Source organism: Paenibacillus sp. FSL R7-0048, assembly GCF_038004505.1.
Classification (GTDB): Bacteria; Bacillota; Bacilli; order Paenibacillales; family Paenibacillaceae; genus Paenibacillus_AQ; species Paenibacillus_AQ odorifer.
Genome location: NZ_JBBORF010000001.1, coordinates 3,896,859 through 3,919,936 on the forward strand (window position 1 = coordinate 3,896,859; position 23,078 = coordinate 3,919,936).

A 23,078-nucleotide genomic window follows, 5' to 3' on the forward strand; every position below is an offset into this window, starting at 1 on the left:
CCCACCGAAATGATCAGTCTCATTCATGGTGAATTACGACTTTTATTTCACAAGACTTTTTAGCACATCGTCAATGATTTTGCTGCCAGCGTTCGCCCCACTGTAAAGCCAGCTGCTTGTTGAGCTCATTTCATGCACATTTCCAGCTTTTACAGCTGGGATGCCCTTCCAGATTGCACTATCTAGGATTTCCGAACCTTCAGTCTTATCACTATTTACAAGGAAAATATGATCTGCGGTCAGCTCAGAAAGCTTCTCTAGTGAGATCGGATTCCAAGTTGCTCTTGTTCCTACTGGGATCTCTGTTACTAAGTTAGGCAGCGTTACGCCAAGGTCTGTATATAATACAGCTCCACTGCTGCGGGTTTCGTCTACAATATAGAAGTTTTTTTGCACCAACCATAAAATAGCCGCGGACTCTTGTCCAATAGCTCCTGTAAGCTGTTCTTTCGCAGCCGCTGCTTTAACATCATAATCTTTAATGGCTTTTTCTGCTTCAGGGGTTTTGTTCAAAATCTCACCCATCTTAAGCAACGATTTGCGCCAATCTTGATTTAGTTCATCCCCAATTACATAAGTGGGTGCAATCTTATTCAACTGATCGTAAATCCCGTTCTGAACAGAAGACTCCGATGGGATGATAATAAGATCCGGAGCAAAGCTGGTTACAGCCTCTAACGGAAGGTCGTAACTAATTGTAGGAACATCCTTCAATTCAGTGGCCAGATAATCCTGAACGCCGTTTGTAACTGACCATTGAGCTACTGGAGTTACACCCAGAGTTACCAAAGAGTCTTCCAAATATGAACCCAGAACGCGCTGTGGATTAGCCGGAATCGTTACTTTATGACCCATTGCATCTGTTAACGTCTTAGGTGCAGCAGGTGCCTCTGTAGATTCTGCTGTAGGCGCTGTTGTAGGCGCTGTTCCTGCATTTGATGAGCTTTCAGCATTATTATTACCACAAGCGGAAAGTATTAGCGTCATCACTATTAGTCCGCTCATCGTCACTTTCATGCTTCCTGATCTTTTTCTGTTAAGCCAAAACATTAAAAACCCTCCTATATGTAACTGCTTTGATATTCAAAGGTGACCTTTACCTCTGCTTCACTTTTAAATGATATTGATTCTCATTCTCTGTGTCAACATATAAATTTCAAATTCTGTGGATTTGCAACAATTTCCTTCATATAAAATACAAAAGAGGTTATATTCCGAACGTTCCGGATATAACCTCATCTTTAATCTTCTACTTATTTATTTAAATGATACGGGACAGTCGCTACTACAACGTCCTTTTGATTCATTAGATACGAGCGGATTAAAAAGCTGGTCTGATTATGAAGCACGGCTTGCCACCAATGTTTGGTAATAAACTGTGGAATCAAAATCGTGATGTGATCCGTCGCAGCGGTCTTCCACTCTACCGTATCGATAAACTTCACTAACGGACGAATGATACTACGATATCTGGAACGAAGAACAATCAGGCGTACACCTGGATTCCATTCCTCCCACCGTTGCTCCATCTTATGAATGTCTTCTTCATCAAAGCCTACATACACAGCAACAACATTATCTGTTAGAGACTTCGCATAGCTGATGGAATGTAATACAGCACGTGTAACCCCTGCAACAGGAACAACTACAGTACTTCCTTTAATTACAGGTTTATCAGTAGCCGGACATATACGCAGTTGATCCGCAGTATTCAAATAATGCTTATGAATACGGTGGAACACGAACATTACAGCAGGTAAGAAAATGAATGCCATCCATACGCTCGAGAATTTAGTAATGATAAATATAAGCGTAATCGTCAATGTAGTCAGCATACCGATGGTATTTACTACAAATCTTTTCACCCATCCAGCGGGTCTTGTTTTGATCCAATGCACCATCATCCCCAGTTGGGATAAGGTAAAAGGAATGAACACGCCTACCGCATATAGTGGAATCAAACCTTCCGTATTCCCATGGAATGCAGTCACAAGTATGATAGACATAACTCCTAGAAAAATAATGCCGTTTGAGAAGCCCAGGCGGTCACCACGGACCATAAATGCATGTGGCAGATATTTATCTTTTGCAAACATAAAGGCGAGCAGCGGAAACGCTGAATATGCTGTATTAGCTGCCAAGAACAAAATCACTGCTGTAATCCCTTGAATGAAAAAGTACAATCCGCCACGGCCAAAGGTCGATTCAGCGATCTGAGAGACAACCGTAGCCTTTTCATCTGGCACAATCCCATACCAATATGCCAGCACAGTGATTCCGGTAAACATAAAGCCAAGGATAAGTCCCATGATCATTAGCGTCTTGGCTGCATTTTTCTCAGCCGGTGCCTTAAAGTTTGGGATCGCATTAGATACGGCCTCAACCCCCGTTAGGGCTGAACAACCAGAGCTAAACGCTTTTAATAGTAGAAACAAACTTACATTAGATACGGCGCTGCCTATTTCAGGAACATTCGCATGCGCGCCACCCATTGCATATTTAACGATACCGGAGATAATCAGAACAACAATCGAAACCACAAACAAATACACTGGAATTGCGATAAATGAAGCCGATTCAGTCACTCCGCGAAGATTAATGATTGTTAATAAAACGATAACAGATACAGCGATGAGAACAGTATGATTATGAAGACTTGGAAAAGCCGATGTGATCGCATCCGTCCCTGCCGAGGCACTAACCGCTACGGTAAGAATGTAATCCACCAATAATGAACCCCCAGCGAGCAGCCCTGTCGGAATACCAAGATTACTCTTGGCTACGATATAAGCTCCGCCTCCTTGCGGATAAGCAAAAATCGTCTGCCGATAGGATAAAATCAGGATGGCCAGCAGGCCCAATACGGCTAATGCAATTGGCAGGGAATACCAGATGGCAGTAAACCCGGCAGCCACTAGTACAATCAGAATTTGTTCCGTTCCGTAGGCTACAGACGAGAGCGCATCAGAAGACAGAACAGCCAGTGCTTTAACCTTGGATAACTTTTCATGATCGAGTTCATTCGACTTCATCGGACGTCCGATCAATAGTCGTTTTACCTTGCTTACCATGGTGGATACAGTTCCTTTCTTTGGGAGCTGAAACGGAATTTCCGTGCGCTGTTTTCATCGGTGGATTTCATAAATGCAGACACAAAAATAAGCATACGGAAATGATCCGCATGCTTATGCATGGTCATTTTCCCACCTTGCTTACGAGGTTAGCTGGCGGATTCGGGCTGTGGTTATAGCCCTACGGTAGAGGTCTGTTCGACCCGGTTCCGATTCACCCCATTGGCATGAATGCCAAGTTTGGTTCCCCCGTTTTTCCTAAGAAAATTCAGCGCATATTCAACTTCTCACAAGGTCTAATATTAGTCTACAAAGTGCCTACAGTAAAGCGTTGAAAAAAATGAAAAAAGAATGAAAAAACATCCAATAAGCTCAAATATAGCGTCTTATTGGATGCTCTCTTTCATTATCTTCAATTATCCCTCTAGCCCGTGATTTTAATACCTTTTCAGCTTTTTTGTAACTTCCAAAGTAAAAACTAAAATCCTAAGCTCTCCTCAGCATCTACTTCAATCACTTCTTCTTCCCTACGTCCATACCAAAGAAGGAGACTTATTAGAGCAAACGCTATTAAAGCTAACAAAGGAATCGTTATAAATCCGAAGTAGTTCAAGTAATCTTTATTACAAGGAACACCAACTGTACAAGGTAGAACTTTACTTAATGCTGGAATCTTCTGTTCCGCATAATGATAGATTGAGATACTGCCACCAATCAAACTTAATGGAAGCACATAAGGAATGATGCGCTTATCTCCACGGAAAGTGGCAATTCCCAACAAAAATAACTGCGGATACATAAAAATCCGCTGAAACCAGCAAAGCTTACAAGGTTCATACTTCAAGACTTCACTTAAATACAAGCTACCAGCTACAGCAACCAAAGAGACGAACCAGGCCAGATAGAGGCAGTTACGCTTGCAAAAAGATAGGAATTTTGTCACTTTGCCTCCACTGCTTTTGCGGCGGTGTTAATTTCAGATGTAATCGCTTCAATATCGAAAGGTTCAGCCGTTTTCACTCCATTAATGTAGAGCGAAGGCGTAGTTGTCACGCCTGCGTCAGTTGCCAACTGAATGTCTTTCTTCAGCTCATCTGCATAAGTTTTCTCTTGGATGTCTTTACGCAACAGATCGTAATCGATCGCTAATTTCTCTTTTTCAGCAAGGCTTACCAAGAAATCCTCAGTGGCCCATTCCACGCTCTCATCCCCTTGCTGCGCATACACAACATCATAGAACTTCCAGAATTCATCCTTATTCTGATGGTATACAGACAATGCAGCTAGTGAAGCTGTCTCAGAGTCAGGACCAACGAAAGCCATATTTACAAAGTAAAGAGCTGCTTTTCCCTCGTTGACAAAATCTTGAACAATTTTCGGTTTCATGGAGCCAGCAAACTGGGAACAAGCTGGACATTTGAAATCACCAAATTCAACAAGCTTAACAGGTGCATCCTCATTACCAATCCTAGGTAGCTCACTGTAATTGAATTCTACCGGTTCTCCTGTAGAGACATTCTTTGCTGCATCTTTCGAAGCTAACATAAACAATCCAACAAAAATGATAACTACTACAGCTATTGAACTAATAACTAAAATTCTCGTTTTCTGCTTCTGTTGCTCCTGTTCTACCCGTCGTTTCTCTTGTTTGCTCAACTGGGGAACATTTGGACTTTTTTTAGGTTTACTCAAGGAGAATTCCTTTCTGTCCTCTAGGGACTAATGTAGTTTTTATCATATACATTTAAAATTATATAATTATTAATCTCTTTTTGGCAAACAGTATGGTCAAAAAAAACAGCGTGACTCCAAAAGGAGAAACGCTGCTCTTATATTAAAAATATATAATTCCATTAAGCTCCAGCTTCTTCATTCAATAACTGTAACCGCAATAGCTTAATTCGAGAAATTCGCTTATTCTCAGTCTCTTCTACAATAAATAGATGATCATCAAATTCTACGGATTGCCCTTTTTGAGGTGGATTAACCTCCAATTTAGAATACAGCCAGCCGCCTATCGTATCGTAATCCTCAGTCTCCATATGAAGACCTAAAAGATCATTAATCTCTTCAATAAGCATCAAACCGTCAATGGAGTGTTCATCCTCGCCAAGCTTCTCAACACCGGGACGTTCCTCATCAAATTCATCCTGAATTTCTCCAACAATTTCCTCCATGATATCTTCCAGTGTCACCATTCCTGAAGTACCCCCATACTCATCGATCAATATGGCGATTTGTGTCTTCGCACGCTGCATAACTTTCAGCAAAGCGCTAATCTGAATGGATTCCGGCACGGTCAATATTGGACGAATTAATTTCTGATAACTTTGTGGACGATCCTTAATTAAGTCCTTTATATGGATGAAGCCTAAAATATGATCCTTATCACCGTCACAGACGGGATAACGTGTCCTCATGCCATCATAGGCAATCTCAAGGTTCTCCTCAGCAGAAACATGATTATTCAGACAGATCATCTCTGTCCGCGGAATCATGATCTCCCGAGCCATGGTATCCACAAATTCAAAAATATTGTCAACTAACGCCATTTCAGTATTATCTATAAAGCCGCTTTTGTTACTTTCCTGCATGATAATACGAATTTCTTCTTCCGTATGCGCCGTTCCCAGCTCTGAAGCCGGGGCTAATCGGAAAATTTGCAGTAAACCACGCGCCAGCCCATTAACGATCCATATCACTGGATACATGATTTTGTAAAATACATTCATCGGTCCTGCTGTTAGTAAAAGGACAGATTCAGCCTTGTTAACAGCAATGGTCTTAGGTGCAAGCTCACCTAATACGATATGCAAGATAGTAATGAACATAAGAGCAATAACCAAAGATACAACATTAACAGCAGTTTCTCCTAAACCTATGCTTCCTAATAAAGGCCCGATAAGATTAGCTATAGCTGGTTGACCCAGCCACCCTAATGCAAGCGAAGCCAATGTAATGCCGAGCTGACAGGCTGAGAGATAGCCATCCAGGTTGCTGACAATGCTTTTTGCATTAAAAGCTTTTTTACTACCTTCTTCAATCAGAGTATCAATTCTACCACTTCGTACTTTCACCATTGCATATTCGACTGAAACAAAAAATCCGTTTAACAATACCAACAAAATAATAAGACCAACATGTAATATACCGGGTAAAGGGTCGCTCAATTTATACTCCTATCCACCATTTTCCGTACATGGATGGATAGGCCCACCTCCTTCGTTTTTTCAGAGTATTGGCAAAATAATTGCCGTTTGTTCCTTTCAGTATCAATTTCCCAATGGTTTCATCTCCAGTCTAGAATCACGTTTTTGAATATATACTTTATTATATTAATATATTGGGGCAAACCGCAAGCATGCGTGTCCTTTTGAAAAAAAATGGGCGATGATTATCAAGATTATTCCATAAATTCATCACAAAAAAAAAGAACTCCTAACCGTTTGGCGTTGGAGTTCTTCTCATCGAAGATAGGTTAATTTAGCGACAATTTCTCATCGTTGGAGGATTGCCAATTACACCTGGGTATTGGTAAGTAAGGGGCTCATCGAAGGTAGCATAATCAAAATAAATCATAAGTAAGACGGTGCGTTGGCCGGTCGCAGGGTCACTGATAATAATGTGGTCACGGCCTGCCGCTTCCAGCACACCCTTGTAAACTTTGGCATTCCAGTCTTTATTGTTCTCATAAGTAAAATAAAACGTACCTACTTTTCCTAAATTCAGGCGGAAAATATTCTCAATGTAGGATTGTTCGAACGTTTGTGGTGGATTCTGAACTACTACTCCCCCTGGAGTCATTGGACTGCCACTGCTTACTTGGGGTGGCATGCTGCCCATGCCTTGCATTCCAGATGACATCGGCATTCCGGAAGACATTGGCATACCTGAAGAAGAGACACTACCGATGGTATAAGTTACGGGGCGGTAAGGTTGAACGATCATTTACTGAAACCTCCTAAATGTTTATCAGAGCATAAGCTCCTTTGGACACTACTGAAACTTACATTTGGACACAATTGAAATCACACTTACTTCTGTGAGAATTACTCATTTTATTGAGTAATTCTCTTTGCACAGTTACCATCCTAATTGCCGATAAATACAGTCGGGCAATCTTCTCCGGTCGGAGTAAAGAAGCAATGGGCTTTAAAGCGGCCTGTGTTTTGTTGGTTATACCAGGTTGCAGGACAATCACCTGCGGGTCTGAAGAACCACAAAGCATTGGTAGCTGGCCAGGTTCTTTCACCAGCAATTACACGTTTGGCTAGACGGATATCTGCTTCTCTGGCTCGCTGGTAGAAGTATCCCTTCTGCGGCGCTTCGAAACCTCCAGGACTTTGATAGACCATATCATTCACATTCCGAATGTTATTAAAGTCCAAGCAATTGCCAAGAATCCGGTTGACGCCAACATTGCCGACCATGAGCATGCCGAGATCTCCATCTTCCTCAGCTTCCGCTCTCATCAACCGCGCCAGCACCTTCACATCTTCCGAGTTCGTTTTGATGACGGCCACGCTGTCTCCTCCTTGGGGTCACTTCTTGTAGCAACCTCGTTCTTAACTGCATGCTGTATAGTATGTGCATTCGCCTAAGAGGTGACAGTTCCCGCCTATTTTTTAGAGTAGGGATCTTTTCTTTTAACTACTCAGCAAATCCCCATTATCTACACTCTAAGCTGCGTATGTCCATATGCTGCATATGTCCAATTACATTTGCGCTACAGCGTCGGTGTCGGGGTCGGGGTCGGTGGCAGCATCAGAGTTGACGTCGGGGTTAGCTCAGTGCCAGCATCAGAGTCGACGTCGATGTTAGCGTCGAATCGGTGTCGATGTTAGCAACAATTATCAACGTCAGCTTCGATGTTCTTGTTAACGACAGCTTTAGCATCAGAGTCGACGTCGGTGGTAGCGTCGAACGGTGCTGGAATCGGGCTCGGTGTTAGCAACAATGTCCACGTTAGATCAATTTTCTTGTTAGCAACTGCGTCAACGTCAGCACCCGCTCAGAAGGCGCTATCGGACACAGCTGACCTTATTCGCGATATTAATCCACTTTTCGGATTCTAACGGACCCCAAAGCCCCTATTGGCCCGCAAAGCACCGATTATAAGCCTCTTTCTAATGAATAGCTGCATTGGAGTCCGAAACTAGGCTCAAAAGACTGTGAATTTGCAAATAACGTCATCTGGGTCCGCAAGGTGCGAGGGTAATGAAGATCTGACACTTAATAGATGATCGCACCTACAGTTAGCTTTCAGAGCTACAGGACCAATGAGCTTGAATGGTACATAACCAAAACGCAAAACAGCGATCCACCATGAGCATGAGGATCGCTGTTTTGATTTAATACATATGACTACTCCGCAGTTGAGTATTGTGCCTGTCGTTGGAATCCATGATATCTGGTTCCTTGATAAGTAAGCATTCCTCTATCGCCTTCAGCACTCAAGCCATATTCATGGCCATCTACTTTAAATTCCATGCGACTACCGCCCTCCAGCTCGTACGTTAAATAGTAAGTTGTACTTGTACGAGTTGAGCCATTCTCTTCCTGAAGCTGCTGCTGTCGTACTTCAGTCCGTTTGCTAACGATATGCGCAGGGATTGTTAGTATGGGGGAGCCATTGTTCCTGCCCCATTGAAGCAAGCCCCTGCCTGCTGATATAGCAAGAATACCAATCATAACAACGATAAAGATCGGCATCACCGTTCCGGCAAAATCAAACATCCATGAAAGATCCGGGCCCATTCCCATGACAGTTTCCCCCTTCTTCCTCTTGTAATTCAGCCTAATTGCTGCGTTCTGAGTACTTCTGTACATGTATATGCCTCATCTAGTCCAGAAAGCATTAAATAAGTGAGACTAGATGCAAAAAAGACCACTTCGTTTTCTTAGAAATCAAGAATTCGAGTGGTCTCTATACAGAGTTTTCAGTTATTAAATTAAGCATGAACTAGGTCTAGCAATTTCTTAGTTTCGTCCGTCTGATCGTCTAACATTCCATTCTCAGCCCAGCAAGCTCTGCATTGTTCTTCAGTTTCACAAAGATGAGCGTCATCACAGTTGTAGCAAAGTTGCATAAGGTTTCTTGTCATATAATCTGTTTCGAATGTTTTCATTGTAATCTCTCCTATTCGATGTCTGAGTTTGTGAAAATTTGAACTTGTTTTCTATGTGTTAAATATATCACAGGATTCTTTAAATGTCATGTGATTTTTTTCACATTTATAAAGAAAATTTTAAATAAGTTTTTTCCTTATATTCAATCATTCACAAACAACAATAACCCCCCACTCTTCTAACAACAAAAGAACCTACCATCAGGCAGGTTCTTATTCCTTATTACATTACGCGCCAGCTGATACCACCATTCGTAGTCTGTAACAGTATCGAGCGCTTGTCCTCTTTTTTCTCAATCAAAAGCCACCCCACCTCAGTGGAAAAAAACTGCAGCTTTACAATCTCCGGATATTCCAGAAGCTTAGATCGCAGTACACTGCTCTCTTTAAGAGGTAACCAGGTCGCTCCTTGATCAATCGTATGGTAAAGGGTGTCGCCGAGTATGGTCCAACCGATCTGTGAATTCAAAAAAGTCGGAGCAATTAGACGATTAACACCAGCTTGTGCGTTCAATCCAAAGGAAGCGAATTTCCAATTAGCACCGCCGTTAGCTGTAAAATATCCATGGTAAGTGATCGTTTTTTCTTTATCCTTTTGACAGCCAACAGACATCCAACCAGTAGACTTAGTAGCATCGAAGAACTCCGGTTTGCCAGTAATTACTCGGTCACAATCTTCTAAACGTTCGTTAACTAGAAAAGCTGGCCCGAGGCTCCAGCTCTTACCGCCATCTTTTGTCATAAAGATTTTGGGAAGAGCACCTGTCTGTAGTGTCACAAATCCATGTGTACTATTGCGAAAAATCATTCCAGTGGTGACCCCGGCAAACGGTATCGAATCATTTGGGAAATTCGGATTGTATTGCTCATTCTGCATCACTTCTTCCCAAGTGGCCCCACCGTCTGTCGTTGAAAAAAGTGCCTTGTTCTCTTTATTGGAAGAAGCGTTCCATGAGGTCATCAGCCAACCCTTTCTGGGTGAGTTGAAATATACAGAGGATACTGTATTCACATCTCCTAAAGATGAGATTTTCCAGCTTTGGCCACCATCTGTGGTTCGCAGCACAATCGTTTCTGTCGAGCCAAAAGCACTTCTTATAATCCAACCATGAGATGGATCCGTGAAGAAAATCCCCTTCCCATACACAGGATTGGAGAGGAACTGCACATTTGGTGCTGGTGAAATATTAGCCCAAGTTGCTCCGTTATCCCGGGTCAAGTACAACCGGAGTTCGTTTTTGGTAACCCCCCAGGCCAGACCCTCACTTTCACTAAGTAGCTGAAAATCTGTAAGACGAGTCTGAATTTGATATTTCGGAGCGCTATCATTGTCAATATGATTGGCGTCTGGAGTAATCAGGGTTATCGTCTGTCCTTCTTCAGGTGCCTCTGTCGGCTGTGGCTGCTGAGTAGGTTCAGGGGGAGGAGATGAACAAGCCGTGACCACCCACGCTAACAAAATCAGCATCAATATTAATCTTATTCCCTTCAATCCAGCAATCTTAGATGCCAATAACCTCTCTCCTCTCGGATGGATTGAATCTTATTTATGATTCAAATTACTATTACGATAGCCATATAGTGCATAGATTAGAAGTCCAACAACTGTCCAAATTAGAAAACCAATCCAAGTCTCACTTCCTAGATTATACATCAAAATACCACAAGTTGCCGCACTTAACAGCGGAATGAAAGGTACCCAAGGAACTCTGAACCCTCTTTTTAAATCCGGATGAATATATCTAAGTGCGATTACCCCTAAAGACACTACAAAAAAGGCAAACAATGTTCCTATGCTTGTCAGATTTGCCAACCGGTCCAGTGGGATGAAACCCGTTAACACAGCTATTAAGATACCTACCATCCATGTGCTTCGTACAGGTACCTGTGTTTTAGCATTAATCTTAGATAAACTTATGGGCAGTAGGCCATCACGTGAGATGGCAAATAACAGCCGAGTTTGACCGAATAACATCACGAGCAGTACCGTAGTCATTCCCGCAATGGCTCCAACAGAGATCAGACCGGCAATCATATCCTGATTTACAAAGCGAAGCGCATAAGATACAGGATCACTAACATTGAGATCAGTATATGGAACAATACCCGTTAATACGAGTGAGACAAGAACGTACAAGACAGTACAGATAGCAAGGGATGAAATAATTCCAATCGGCAAATCACGTTGGGGTCTTTTCACCTCTTCAGCAGCGGTTGCTAGCGCATCAAAACCTATGTAGGCAAAAAACACTGTGGCCGCGCCATTGATCACGCCATGGTACCCAAAAGGGAGAAACGGAGTCCAGTTCTCTGGCTTCACATAGAAAAATCCTGTTACGATAAATAGAAGCACCACTGCTATTTTGATAAAAACCATGATTGCGTTAAAGCGTGCCGTTTCCTTGGTTCCCCGAGTCAGTAAATAGGAAATCAACAAAATGATGATTACTGCAGGCAGATTTATTATTGTACCCGCTTGTGCATTATAAGCCCCCGATAGTGCGGTTGGAAGATGTATCCCAAAGCCCTCTAATAACCCCTGAAAATACCCTGACCAACCGCTGCTTACAGCCGCTGCGGCAACTCCGTATTCCAAGACAAGATCCCAGCCTAAGATCCAAGCTAATAGTTCTCCAAAGGCTACATAACTATAAGCATAAGCACTCCCGGAAACAGGAATGGTCGAAGCAAATTCCGAATAACATAATGCCGAGAGCACACAGGCAAACGCCGCTAGTAAAAAAGAAATTATAAGACCAGGACCTGCATGTTCTGCTGCGGCAACTCCTGTCATTACAAAAATACCTGTGCCGATAATGGCTCCTACCCCAAGCATTGTTAGATCCAGGGCACCCAACGTCTTGTTTAACTGCGTCCCCTCAGAACTTGTGGGTATGTGTAGAGCCTTTTTACGAAATAAATCCATCCTTACATTCTCTCCTGTCTAGTCTTGCTAAGATAATGAAATAAAAATCACATTTTAGTATGGCCTTAATTAGGGTAATGCATTAAATAAGATCAGCTTGAAAACACTACCGTTAACGATTATGATGGACAAGATTGAAACCAAAAATTTGAAATATTAAGGAGATGGAGACATGGCCCCCCCAAAACCCAATCGGGTCGTAGTTATCGGTACTGGAGCAGTTGGTACAACTACAGCCTATACATTATTGTTACGTAGACGTATGCCCGAACTCGTACTTATTGACGTTAATCATCAGAAAGCACTTGGCGAAGCACTGGATATGAATCACGGCATGCCTTTTGTCGGTGGTGTGAAGTTATGGGCTGGTACTTATGAAGACTGCCGTGAAGCAGATATCATTATAGTCACTGCCGGTGCATCACAAAAACCGGGAGAAACCCGGATTGATCTGCTTCGTAAAAATATTTCGATTTTTAAAGATATCATTGAAAAAATTACAAAGTATAACCAACATGCCATTCTACTTATTGCAACTAACCCTGTAGATATTCTGTCTTACGCGACTTTGAAAATAAGTGGGTTTGACCGCAGACGTGTAATTGGTTCTGGTACGGTACTTGATAGTGCTCGTTTTCGTTATTTGATCGGTCTTCACAAAGAAATCGATCCTCGCAGTATTCACGGGCAGATCATCGGTGAACATGGAGATTCAGAGCTTCCGGTTTGGAGTCTTGCGAATGTAGCTGGGATTGATCTTGGTTTTGACGAAGCAGAACGCGAAGAAATCTTCCAAGATACCAAGAATGCAGCCTATGAAATTATTGATGCCAAAGGCTCAACCTCTTATGCAATAGCTCTTGCACTGGACCGAATTGTAGTCTCCATTCTTCATAATGAAGGCGCCGTGTTGAATGTTTCTACTTTATTAAACAACTATAACGGGGTTTCGGATGTCTATCTCGGTGCACCTTGCGTAGTAGACCGCTCGGGTGTTCGGCAGGTACTGGACCTCCCACTCAATGAAACCGAACAGGCTTTATTCCAGAAATCCGCTGAGAAGCTAAAAGCAGAAATAGCTAAGCTAGAATTGTAAGCGTATATGGCTGGAAACAGCCTTTTTTGAATACAAAAGACACAAGAAACCGTCCTTTTTATGCGTGGAGCGTTGCCTCCACTATGAAAAGGACGGTTTTTAATATAACACGAATTAACTTAGCCTGCCAATGACAAAAAGATCCTTTAGCAGGCCAGGCTCACCTGAAATTCCGGATCTTTTTTATCAATTTATTTAGTGATAGGCTGCTTGTAATATTCTTTGAGAACTTGTTCGGCTTTTTTGCCATAAATATCAAAACCACGGTCAATGGAAGCCTCTTCCAAGGCATATAATTTCGTGCTCCAGTCCCACCAGAAGTAACCGGCAAACCAAGGTTCATTCCAGAATGCTTCCAGCGCTGACCGATAGAAGTTGGCTTGTTCATCTTCTGAATACGGTAAGTCTGTGTATGTAAAGTCCCATGGCATGGTGGCACATCCATGCGCACTTCGGCATCCAATCTCGATGAATACGAGAGGCTTGCCAAATCGCTCAGAAAGTGACTTAAGCCGCGGTTTCTGCCGCTCCCAACCTGCCAGCATATTCTCATAAGAATCTCCCGGCACGGAAGCTACCGGATAATAAGCGCTGGTTCCGATAAAATCCACCTCATCCAGCCACTCGATTCCTTCTTCTTTGCCATGATTGGCATTATAAATGATCGGCCCTGTATAAAGATTGGTGACCTCTTGAATCAATTGTCTCCATTCCGCAGTTCTAGACTCTGTGCCTACCATTTCGCAGCCGATACAGAACATCTCACATTCAAGATCTTCCGCCAACTCTGCATAGTGTTTAATGAAATTTGTATAAGAACGGAACCATGCTGCCCAATAAATCTCTCCCTCTTCCGGAAATCCAATCCTAGCTCTCCAAATGCCATCCCTCGAATTCACAACAGGTTTAAGACAAACTTTAAGACCAAGCTGTTTTGCCTGTTGTACCGCATGTGCGAGATCACGATCTGTCACCGTGTAACCGTAATCATAATGAATTTCTGTTGAATGCACTGTGTCTTGCCATGTCCAAAAAGATAAGGCGATCCATTCACTTCCTGTCTCCGCCAGCTTTCTCATCGAATCTTCTGCATATTCTGTACGGTATTCACCTCGTTTTGATCCCCAGCCATAAGTCATCCCTTTTAGAAATACATCCTTCACGATTAGGACCTCCTATAAAAAACTCTTAATAACTGTTAGAATAAATCAATACCGTTATAATAACAAGTTGTTTTTTGTTATCAATTTCCTAAGGAGGTTTCTTTCTTTTCAATCACAGCTGGATTTGTAATTTAGACATAGCCTCTTCCTTCTCACGACTGGTAATATGTGTGTATACGGTTGTAGTCTGGATCGAGGAGTGACCAAGCAGTTCCTGTACAGTGCGCAGATCTGCCCCTTTTCTCAGCAGCATGGTTGCAAAGGAATGTCGGAGCTTATGACTTGAATACGGACGACGCTGTGCTGCTGGCACATCCCTTTGGAAACGATCAAAGGTATCTGCTGCAATTTGCTGAATGCCGCGGATCGACAACCTGCGTCCTTTTTGTGAAATGAACATCGCTTCCTCTTTACTGCGCCAAGGATCTAACCTTTCTGCTAACGCAGAGTCGAGAAAAGGTACTACATCCTCGGGAACCGGCACATTACGCCATTTACGCCCCTTCCCAAACACACGGAGGGAATGTCTTTCTACATTATAATCACTCAAATTCAGTGTGTGGACTTCCCCCACCCGAAGCCCCATATAGGACATCAACAAAAAAACTGCTAAATTGCGCTTTTTGTATTTACCATCTATAGAAGATAAAAACCGACCCAGATCACTTTCATCTAAGTAGACCGGCTCACGATTGATCTCCGTTTTGGATTTCTTAATCCCGGCTGCCGGGTTGTTCTGAAGTAATTCCAGCTCGATCAATGCCTTGAAAAAACAGTTAATCGCAGCATGCTTCCGGTTACGGGTCGCATCACTCACTCCACGTTCGCGGACAGAGGTCAAAAAAGAAATGACATGCAGCTTCTTCACCGTCTCAAGCTTTTTACCATTCAGGCTGTCTAAAAATTGTTTCACATCTACTAAATAGGATTTTTGCGTATAGGGAGTGTACCCGGCATCCTTCATCCAGATGAGAAAGGCCTCCAGCCCTTCTTCGTAGTCTTCACACCACTCATTCATGCCTTAGAGCCTCCTTGTTAACGTTGATCTATATTAGACTTCTCCATTGCTCAGCATGTTTTTGTATCGCAAGTAAGAACTCCGTCAGTACGGGCGATTTCCATTTCTTATGATGATAGGCGATCTGCGTCGCCACACGCTGTGATTCATCATTCCAATTCAACCTGGCAAGTTTGCCTTCGGAGAGTTCATTTTTCACAGTAATTAATGGAAGAAAGGCAATGCCAAGATCAGCCATCACACATTGCTTTATCGCCTCGATGCTCCAAAACTCTAACGTGGGGTCAGGAAATACACCGTAACTGTTCAAATGCCGTTCAAATAAAGTCCGGTAGGAACAGCCCGTTTCAGTATGAAGTATGGTCACTCCTTTTAAATGAAGGGGTTCTACCTCAGCAAGGTTTAATAAGGGATGATCTGGCGCTGCGATCAGCGTCATCGGCTCATGTACTAATGTTTCTATATTTAAATCTTTATCTTCCGTCTCAGGTTGCAACAAGAACGCTAAATCCAGTTCACCCGAACGGACAAAATCTGATAGTTCCCAGCAAGCTCCAGGCTTCAGAAGAATTTGCACCTTCGGATATTTAGCGCGAAACTCCTTAATAATACCTGGTAAGCGAAAAGCAGCTAGAGATTCAGGAGCCCCAATCCGTAAAGAACCCGTAAGCTCACTATCCGAGCGTAACGCGTCCTCTGCTAAAGTGTGCATTCTGGATATTTCCTGAGCGAACGGGAGCAACCGACGCCCTGCGTCGGTTAGGATAATCTTTTTACTGATCCGATCAAATAATGGCTGGCCAATTTCAGACTCTAGTGCTTGGATTTGTGCAGTAATACTGGACTGTGCATAATCAAGCTTCTGTGCTGCTCTAGTAAAACTGCCCGTCTCCACTACCACTAAAAAGGTAAAAAGATGACGTGACTCCATGAATTTCCCCCTAAATGAAAATGAACCATCGGAATATCGAATGGATACTATTCAAAAATTCTGTTTTTCCAATGGATCTATTATCTGCTACTCTAGAACAAAAGACAAGGAAAGCAGGATAAAAAAACATGAAGGAATCCGGTTCAAACACTTTACAAAAAAACATTGGCATGCCTCAGGCTATTGCCCTTTACATCGGGGCTGTGTTGGGTTCTGGGGTCTTAATTGTTCCTGGTTTAGCTGCAGAAATGGCGGGTCCCGCTTCATTACTGGCGTGGGGATTTATGTCGTTGCTGATTTTGCCGATGGCCTTATCAATGGGTCTGCTCTCTGCTAAATTCCCTAACGCTGGAGGCGTGTCCCATTTTGTAACGCTTGCTTTTGGTCCAAAAGCTGGCTCACTGGTAGGATGGTTCTTTCTGATGTCCGTTCCGATTGGCGCACCTGTTGCTGCACTGACTGGAGCTGGTTATATGACCGCCGCTATGGGCTGGGACGAATCTGCAAGAATTACTATTGCCGCTATTATGTTGGTCATTGGCCTGATTACGAACTGGATTGGTATGCAGGTAGCTGGAAAGGTACAAATAGCGGTAGTTATAGCGATTGTTGCTGTGCTGGTCTTCTCCTTTGCTACTGCACTGCCCCGTATGGAAGTCGAACACTTCACTCCCTTTATCCCACATGGATGGATGAGCATTGGCCAGGCTGCTGCAATCTTATTCTGGTGTTTTATTGGCTGGGAGGCTGTCTCACACCTATCTGAGGAGTTCAAGGACCCACAGCGTGCCGCCGTTAAAGGAGTAACTATCGCCGCTATTATAGTAGGGATTCTATATTTTCTCTCCGCACTAGCAACTGTTGGTACACAAAGCTACCTCAAAGGTGGATCAAGCACTTCACTCGTCTGGATTATTAGTCAGCCTCTTGGGCGCTGGGGAGGATTTATTGCCGGACTTACCGGTCTGTTCATCTGTACAGCCACAATTATTGCCTATGCAGGAGCTGCCTCACGTGTGGCTTATGCTTTATCCCGCCAAGGCTCTGCACCGAAATGGATGGGTAAAATATCCAAACAGTATCATACTCCTATCGGTGGCATAGCTTTTCTTCTGCTCTGTTTTGTATCGGTGATGACGCTGTATGGCAGCGGGTCCCTCTCCATCACCACTCTGATCCAGTTTCCGAATGCTACTTTTATCCTGACTTATATCGGAGGTTGTGCTGCAGGAATACGTCTGCTCAAAGGAAGTCGCTTAGGTGTGACGATAAGTTGGATTTCCTTTTTAGCAACAGCTGCTGTGTTTCCTTTTACGGGCTGGGCAATAGGCTATCCGCTACTCATTACTTTGGTATTCGTTTGGATTATCCGTAATAAGCGTAAACAGAGGATGCGTGTCACTGAAGAGATTGGTCCTGAAATGCATGAGGAACAACAAAAGGTGTTGTAAGGCTCTAACTGCGTTTGAACCTCTCCCTAAGGAATAGTTGTACTGGTGTCCGAAACCGTGCTCAATAGGCGATAAATGTGCAAATAGCGTCAAATCTCTAACTACTTCTAAACTGGCATTCGTTTCAGCAGCTGCTTAGATGGTTATGGAATGAAGAGGGTATACTAGACTATGACCAGTCAAAGGAGACGATAAATCATGCCAAACAAAACTAAGATCATTCTTGAGCCAGCTGCTCAAAAATTTGCTGATGATAATGCGAAACCTCCCTTTCTACCTGACCTTGGGCCAGAAAAAGGCCGTGAAACGGTAGATAGCGTACAATCCAGTGAGATATATAAACCTGAAGTTGATATTGAAGATCTAATGGTGCCAGGTGGACCTAACGGTGATGTTTCCATAAGAATCGTTCGTCCCCCAAGCTCCTCATCAGCGTCGCTGCCTGTTATCCTGTACATTCATGGCGCAGGCTGGGTGTTTGGGAATGCTCATACCCATGATCGCCTGATCCGTGAACTAGCTGTCGGAGCGGAGGCCGCAATTGTTTTCCCAAATTACAGCCTCTCCCCAGAAGCTAAATATCCTACAGCTATTGAAGAAATCTATGCAGTACTCCAGTGGACAGCTGAAAAAGGAAGCGAGCACGGATTAGATACTAGCAAGCTTTCTATAGCCGGAGACAGTGTTGGTGGGAATATGGCCGCTGCTATTACTCTAATGGCTAAAGAACGGAGTGGGCCGAAGATAGCGAAACAACTATTATTCTATCCGGTAACGGATGCCTCGTTTGATACTGAATCCTATCATGAATTCGCCGAAGGCTATTTCTTGCAGCGGGACGGCATGAAATGGTTCTGGGATCAATATACTACTGACCCTGAGGAACGTAATCAAATCACGGCCTCCCCTCTTCGTGCTAGCCTAGAACAGCTGCGGGATTTACCAGATGCACTGGTCATTACTGGTGAAGCAGATGTGCTACGGGATGAGGGTGAAGCTTATGCCGCCAAATTGCGGGAAGCTGGCGTGAATGTTACGGCTGTCCGCTTCCAAGGCATCATTCATGATTTTGTCATGCTGAATCCTTTAGCCGAGACTCATGCTAAAAAAGGAGCTATCAAGTTAGCGACAACATGGCTTCGTGAAGGTTTCTAAACAAATCAACTGTTGACATATTCTTTTACTAGGCGAATTGGTTCACACAGAATTCTTGTGCGAAACTGATTCGCTTTTTATTGTTAACATAATATTTATTATGTTAACAAGTGTATTTTTACAATTGAGAAACAAATATCCATTCTCTGCGTCAATATATTATAAATGATGTATAAGGAGCTAAAATCGTGAAATATGTACCGTTTATCCTAAAGACCGTTATATCTTCCTCCTTGCTCGTATCTGGAGCTGGTATATATTTGTCTAGTGCTCAAGCAGCAGTAACAACCTCTGCCTCCTCTTCAACAACCGTCGACTCTATCACCACAATTCAACCCTTATGGCACGACAAGGCAGATGGTCAAGGAATTTATAGCCAACTGGCTCCTATTGCAAATGGATTATTCTATTATTCATCAGGCGGGACACTAAAGGCCGCCGATCTCACTACAGGCAAAGTTAAATGGTCCTACAAAAACGGAACAAATCCTGAGATTATAACGAATAACTCGGTTTTCTTTATCACTTATGAGGGTTATCTTGTAAAAGTTAATGCTCAAACGGGGAAATTGCTTTGGAAGGTTAAGGCTGCCAAAGATCCGATTGAGATCGGTGCTTTCGCGGAGTTAGTTAACGGAGTGTTGTACTTCCGGAACGAGCATGGTGGAATTGCAGCTTATCATCCGGTCACTGGTAAAAAGATCTGGGAGAATAAAGACATCCCTATGTATGTAGGAAGTATCGACGGTCTTTATAACGGGGTATTGGTAGTATCCAGTACCGTTGATAATAGACGCACACAGTTTTTCGGTCTCGATCCGGCTACAGGCAAGAAGTTATGGAGAATTCAGGGATTTTATAGCTTTGTTGCTTACCGGGATGGTGAATTATTACTCCGCGAACAAGCCAATGCTGCAAATGATGCCTCTAACGAGCCTCTTAAAGGCTATCAGTTGACCTTGATACATGTAGATGTTAAAACTGGAAAAGCGAAGACCAAAAAGAACTACAAACCGCTCGAAGATGTCAGTAGACTCGGTAATTATTTTACATCACTTCAAGGCTCGTATCTATATACAGTCGATGGAGGTTTAGACCAATGGGGTGGTCATCCACTATACCGCTTTACCTTAGGTCAAGAAACAGCGAGTGAACCCAAAAGTTATGAGGAGTACGGAAATTGGGTGGCTGGTCCAGTAAATAACATGGCTTTTTTCCAAAAGGATGCACAGATTACTGGCGTTCAAATGAACGATAATCGCATTATAAGCTTCAACGGTCCGGACAGTCCCGCGCTTAGCGTTCAATTTCTGGGTAAGGGGATTTACGCTGGCTATGAGAATGGCTACTTCTATATCATAAATGCAGAAACAGGCAAAGCGCTTGGCAAAGTAAAGACCGGAGCACAACAATACGGCACACTATTTAGTGCGAATGGTATTCTCTACATCCAGACGGAGGACGATATATTCGCGATTTCCCTGCCAAAAGAATTAAAATAGTTGTTGTTACTCCTCATCTTTTGCAGCCACTTCTCGTTTAAACTCACTGGTTCGACTCTCCAGATGAACTGACCCGCTGTTTCCAATCTGGAAGGTCGTGCCAGACCCAATCGATAGAATTTTAATATATTGTATATTAATTGTTGTTTCCACGGAATCCTTTAATATCACAAATTCATCCGCTTCATTCCCTTGCTTTGTCCATACAGGGATAGGAATGTCTATGAGTGTAGTATCTTTCGGGTGATTATTAATCTCCTTTATGTTAAAAAGATAATTCTCCTTGCTTCCCAGGAATTTAGATTGAACCCGGTTTACAGATCCACATATAAAAATAGAACTGTCGGACAGATTGTTGATATAAACATCTTGTATGCGTGAGGTGTGCATAGGTTAACTGCCTTTTTTGACTTGATCTGGCGCGCTCTGAGTATATTCTATTACGCTGTCAAACGCCGAGGAGCAATGAATGGATTGAGTATCCCCTACTAAAAATACTGATGAACCCGAGATCGAAACGACTTTCACTGCATTGACACTAATATCTCTATTGATCACCGTTATCTTCATTCGTCTCCCGCCTTCCGGTTATATTTATTTCCAAATGCCGCTCTACTGCCATAACGATATCTCGTTTGATTTGCTCTACAATAGAAGCGCATTCCTCGTCAGTGTATCCACGCCCTTCTTCTGTGGCAGGGAGTTGGTTTACATACTCGTTAATCCGTCCATCCATTTGATTCAGCAGATCCTGAGTCACCATTTGGATATATTGCTCATCAATGCTTAAATTCTTCTCTTTTTCTAAACGTGAAAATTGCGAGGGAACCTCTTCTTGCACATACTTCAAAATCTGTGGGCGAATCTGATCCGATAAGGCAGTTGTACCATCCTCCCGCTCCCCTATAGGTTTACCGTTGATCATCGCTTCATCCAGATTGTTTCCCTCATTCGGTGTAATGCCTATATTTAAAGTGCCTTCCAGCTTTTCGATTTTTAATTGTTCAAAATGATAATTGATAGGTCCTATACTTGCAGATTTATTGTTCTTTATGCTGTCTACATCGCCTTGCAAATCGCGAAGCTGCTTCTCTAACTGTTGAATCTTCTCCGCTTGCAATCTTAGTGTATTAAAAACCTGCTGAGCGTAATACGGATGCATACAACCCCCTCCTATGGTTTATTGTATGCGGGGACAAAGAGCCTAATTCAGATGTGCATATAGTTCCGCCGCTGGCGGTAAGGATACAAGGGGTGAAGCCATTTTTTCCGCTGGAGTCGTTGGAGCCGATGATGGAGCTCCAGAGGTCTCATAATTATGAGACAAAGTATTGATTCGTCCCGATGTCCCTACCTGAAGAACCGAAGAATTAGAGATAGTGCCGATTTTTAGATTATAGATCGATATGCATTGATATACCGTAATGTTCATTTAAACCCCACCCTTAAGGAGGTGATACTTGATCCACCACATCTGAATCCATCGTATTTGTACTGCTGGCCGCATTATTCGTTATATTCGTACCTATGGAGTCACCTATGGAGAAGGAGTTGGCACCGGCATAAATTTTAGAGTTGCTGCTCAGGATAACGGATGCCGTATTTCCTACTAAGACTGTGGAGCTGGGGCCTACGCTATTGATTTTAATATTGCCGATGATTGAAACCACCAAACCACTCCTCCTTTCGGAATGATAAGCTATTCTATGTAGATATTCGCCCAGATGTCACTGAATAAGTCAAACGCCCATACAATGGATAAAAACCGTAGGAGGCGCAGAGCTATGAGTCCCAATAAGACGAACCCTTTAGATTGGATGAATGAAGATCCCTTTTTTAAGAAAAAGTTATCCTTGAAAGCTCTTGAAGAACAGTGGAAGTTGGATCCTAACCAAATTGACGGGTATGTCGAAAAAGTAATCCGTGAAGCAACTGCAGCGACCTCCTCTTCATTTATGAACGAAACCACAAGTTTAAGTTTTGAGCATATCGACACTCATAATCACCTGATTACCAAAATTCGTATTCCGAACGGAATTCACCCCGAAAGTATATGGGCACAAATCAATCGCACACAAATTAAATTAACAGGTTTAGGAAAAGATCATAGCGAGATTATTCAGTTGCCAGTTCCCGTCATTCCAGATCAGAGCAGAGGCACTTATAAACAAGGTTCCCTGCAATTCAGAATGCCTAAAATGTCAGCGGGAAGATTCAAAGATATCGACATCCGATATTTATAAAATATCCCTTTAAAATCCACCTGTTTTACTCGTCCAAGTGCCCCATTCCCCCTAAAAAAACGTCTTAAAATCAAAACAGCGTATAATTTAAGTTATACGCTGTTTTTTGAGGGTGTTTTTTGCCCCTTTTTCATCCGATTTTCTATTCTTTTCGCTCTTCGAACTTTAAGTTCTTCTTGGTCATAAGATGGAGTATCAAGAGTAAAGGTGGGGGCAAATTATGTCTAAAAACAAACGCGGCAAAGCACTTTGGCGCATTCCATCCCGGGCTAGAGGAACATGTCCGATCTGTGGCAGCACACGTATTAAGCTGTTGTACTTCGGGAAAGGCATTTCAGGTGAAAAGCTTAATGTATGTAAGAAATGTGATGGGAAGCAAAAGGCATGAAAGCAT

25 protein-coding genes and 1 riboswitch are annotated in these 23,078 nt (G+C 42.9%); of the genes, 6 read left to right on the plus strand and 19 right to left on the minus strand.

What is annotated here, in order from left to right:
* Nucleotides 1-42: 42 nt before the first annotated feature.
* The 11 genes from NSQ91_RS17375 to NSQ91_RS17425 form a co-directional block, all read right to left on the minus strand.
* Nucleotides 43-1,050, minus strand: coding sequence for an iron-hydroxamate ABC transporter substrate-binding protein (locus NSQ91_RS17375; protein WP_081387190.1), 1,008 nt, complete (start codon nt 1,048-1,050; stop codon nt 43-45).
* Nucleotides 1,051-1,253: 203 nt separating this feature from the next.
* A complete protein-coding gene (locus NSQ91_RS17380) occupies nt 1,254-3,071 on the minus strand; it encodes an APC family permease (RefSeq protein ID WP_076126699.1) in 1,818 nt (605 codons plus the stop codon).
* Nucleotides 3,072-3,195: 124 nt separating this feature from the next.
* A riboswitch (cyclic di-AMP (ydaO/yuaA leader) is annotated at nt 3,196-3,355 on the minus strand.
* Nucleotides 3,356-3,549: 194 nt separating this feature from the next.
* Nucleotides 3,550-4,014, minus strand: coding sequence for a disulfide oxidoreductase (locus NSQ91_RS17385; RefSeq protein WP_076126701.1), 465 nt, complete (start codon nt 4,012-4,014; stop codon nt 3,550-3,552).
* Nucleotides 4,011-4,763, minus strand: coding sequence for a DsbA family protein (locus NSQ91_RS17390; RefSeq protein ID WP_081391833.1), 753 nt, complete (start codon nt 4,761-4,763; stop codon nt 4,011-4,013). The genes NSQ91_RS17385 and NSQ91_RS17390 overlap by 4 nt, the downstream gene beginning before the upstream one ends.
* Before the next feature lie 161 nt (nt 4,764-4,924).
* Nucleotides 4,925-6,241: a hemolysin family protein gene (locus NSQ91_RS17395; RefSeq protein WP_036687555.1), complete on the minus strand. Its 1,317-nt coding sequence runs from the start codon at nt 6,239-6,241 to the stop codon at nt 4,925-4,927.
* A 313-nt stretch (nt 6,242-6,554) separates the two neighbouring features.
* Nucleotides 6,555-7,019 (minus strand): spore coat protein GerQ, encoded by a 465-nt coding sequence (gene gerQ / locus NSQ91_RS17400; protein WP_036687556.1) that lies wholly within the window; start codon nt 7,017-7,019, stop codon nt 6,555-6,557.
* A gap of 143 nt (nt 7,020-7,162) precedes the next feature.
* Nucleotides 7,163-7,594: a cell wall hydrolase gene (locus NSQ91_RS17405; protein WP_076126705.1), complete on the minus strand. Its 432-nt coding sequence runs from the start codon at nt 7,592-7,594 to the stop codon at nt 7,163-7,165.
* 841 nt (nt 7,595-8,435) lie between these two features.
* Nucleotides 8,436-8,828 (minus strand): DUF2500 domain-containing protein, encoded by a 393-nt coding sequence (locus tag NSQ91_RS17410; protein ID WP_076190442.1) that lies wholly within the window; start codon nt 8,826-8,828, stop codon nt 8,436-8,438.
* Nucleotides 8,829-9,022: 194 nt separating this feature from the next.
* Complete coding sequence (locus tag NSQ91_RS17415; protein WP_179088159.1) at nt 9,023-9,199, minus strand: hypothetical protein; 177 nt, start codon at nt 9,197-9,199, stop codon at nt 9,023-9,025.
* Nucleotides 9,200-9,422: 223 nt separating this feature from the next.
* Entirely contained in the window at nt 9,423-10,712 is a 1,290-nt protein-coding gene (locus tag NSQ91_RS17420; RefSeq protein WP_081386226.1) for a VPS10 domain-containing protein, read from the minus strand.
* 30 nt (nt 10,713-10,742) lie between these two features.
* Nucleotides 10,743-12,125 carry an amino acid permease gene (locus tag NSQ91_RS17425; RefSeq protein ID WP_076302576.1) on the minus strand — a complete coding sequence of 461 codons (1,383 nt, stop codon included), beginning with the start codon at nt 12,123-12,125 and terminating at the stop codon, nt 10,743-10,745.
* Between the two features lie 172 nt (nt 12,126-12,297).
* Between NSQ91_RS17425 and NSQ91_RS17430 the strand changes: the two genes are divergently transcribed.
* The gene (locus tag NSQ91_RS17430) at nt 12,298-13,221 is read left to right on the plus strand and encodes an L-lactate dehydrogenase (protein WP_036687562.1); all 924 of its coding nucleotides are present in this window, start codon (nt 12,298-12,300) and stop codon (nt 13,219-13,221) included.
* A 191-nt stretch (nt 13,222-13,412) separates the two neighbouring features.
* Here NSQ91_RS17430 and NSQ91_RS17435 read toward each other — a convergent pair whose 3' ends face one another.
* From NSQ91_RS17435 to NSQ91_RS17445, 3 genes are all read right to left on the minus strand, one after another.
* Nucleotides 13,413-14,384 (minus strand): glycoside hydrolase family 113, encoded by a 972-nt coding sequence (locus tag NSQ91_RS17435; RefSeq protein ID WP_256716487.1) that lies wholly within the window; start codon nt 14,382-14,384, stop codon nt 13,413-13,415.
* Between the two features lie 112 nt (nt 14,385-14,496).
* Nucleotides 14,497-15,402, minus strand: coding sequence for a tyrosine-type recombinase/integrase (locus tag NSQ91_RS17440; protein WP_076106781.1), 906 nt, complete (start codon nt 15,400-15,402; stop codon nt 14,497-14,499).
* Nucleotides 15,403-15,430: 28 nt separating this feature from the next.
* A complete protein-coding gene (locus NSQ91_RS17445) occupies nt 15,431-16,333 on the minus strand; it encodes a LysR family transcriptional regulator (RefSeq protein WP_076133707.1) in 903 nt (300 codons plus the stop codon).
* Between the two features lie 128 nt (nt 16,334-16,461).
* Here NSQ91_RS17445 and NSQ91_RS17450 point away from each other — a divergent pair, with 128 nt between their 5' ends.
* From NSQ91_RS17450 to NSQ91_RS17460, 3 genes are all read left to right on the plus strand, one after another.
* Entirely contained in the window at nt 16,462-17,784 is a 1,323-nt protein-coding gene (locus NSQ91_RS17450) for an APC family permease (RefSeq protein ID WP_076310591.1), read from the plus strand.
* A gap of 198 nt (nt 17,785-17,982) precedes the next feature.
* Nucleotides 17,983-18,939: an alpha/beta hydrolase gene (locus tag NSQ91_RS17455; protein WP_076217745.1), complete on the plus strand. Its 957-nt coding sequence runs from the start codon at nt 17,983-17,985 to the stop codon at nt 18,937-18,939.
* A gap of 188 nt (nt 18,940-19,127) precedes the next feature.
* Nucleotides 19,128-20,441: an outer membrane protein assembly factor BamB family protein gene (locus NSQ91_RS17460; protein WP_076304126.1), complete on the plus strand. Its 1,314-nt coding sequence runs from the start codon at nt 19,128-19,130 to the stop codon at nt 20,439-20,441.
* A 6-nt stretch (nt 20,442-20,447) separates the two neighbouring features.
* Here the strand turns inward: NSQ91_RS17460 and NSQ91_RS17465 are convergent, their stop codons facing one another.
* Genes NSQ91_RS17465 through NSQ91_RS17485 form a run of 5 tightly spaced genes read right to left on the minus strand, consistent with a single transcriptional unit; the run spans nt 20,448 to nt 22,111 of the window.
* Entirely contained in the window at nt 20,448-20,831 is a 384-nt protein-coding gene (locus NSQ91_RS17465) for a hypothetical protein (protein ID WP_076304125.1), read from the minus strand.
* Between the two features lie 3 nt (nt 20,832-20,834).
* Complete coding sequence (locus tag NSQ91_RS17470; RefSeq protein ID WP_111504304.1) at nt 20,835-21,011, minus strand: spore gernimation protein GerPD; 177 nt, start codon at nt 21,009-21,011, stop codon at nt 20,835-20,837.
* The gene (gene gerPC, locus NSQ91_RS17475) at nt 20,989-21,603 is read right to left on the minus strand and encodes a spore germination protein GerPC (protein WP_076126719.1); all 615 of its coding nucleotides are present in this window, start codon (nt 21,601-21,603) and stop codon (nt 20,989-20,991) included. The genes NSQ91_RS17470 and gerPC overlap by 23 nt, the downstream gene beginning before the upstream one ends.
* 42 nt (nt 21,604-21,645) lie before the next feature.
* Nucleotides 21,646-21,873, minus strand: a complete 228-nt coding sequence (locus tag NSQ91_RS17480) for a spore germination protein GerPB (protein ID WP_076184389.1) — start codon at nt 21,871-21,873, stop codon at nt 21,646-21,648.
* Between the two features lie 13 nt (nt 21,874-21,886).
* Complete coding sequence (locus NSQ91_RS17485; RefSeq protein WP_036687577.1) at nt 21,887-22,111, minus strand: spore germination protein; 225 nt, start codon at nt 22,109-22,111, stop codon at nt 21,887-21,889.
* Nucleotides 22,112-22,225: 114 nt separating this feature from the next.
* Between NSQ91_RS17485 and NSQ91_RS17490 the strand changes: the two genes are divergently transcribed.
* The gene (locus NSQ91_RS17490) at nt 22,226-22,684 is read left to right on the plus strand and encodes an Hsp20/alpha crystallin family protein (protein ID WP_076126722.1); all 459 of its coding nucleotides are present in this window, start codon (nt 22,226-22,228) and stop codon (nt 22,682-22,684) included.
* A gap of 220 nt (nt 22,685-22,904) precedes the next feature.
* Complete coding sequence (locus tag NSQ91_RS17495) at nt 22,905-23,072, plus strand: hypothetical protein (protein WP_169744777.1); 168 nt, start codon at nt 22,905-22,907, stop codon at nt 23,070-23,072.
* Nucleotides 23,073-23,078 lie beyond the last annotated feature (6 nt).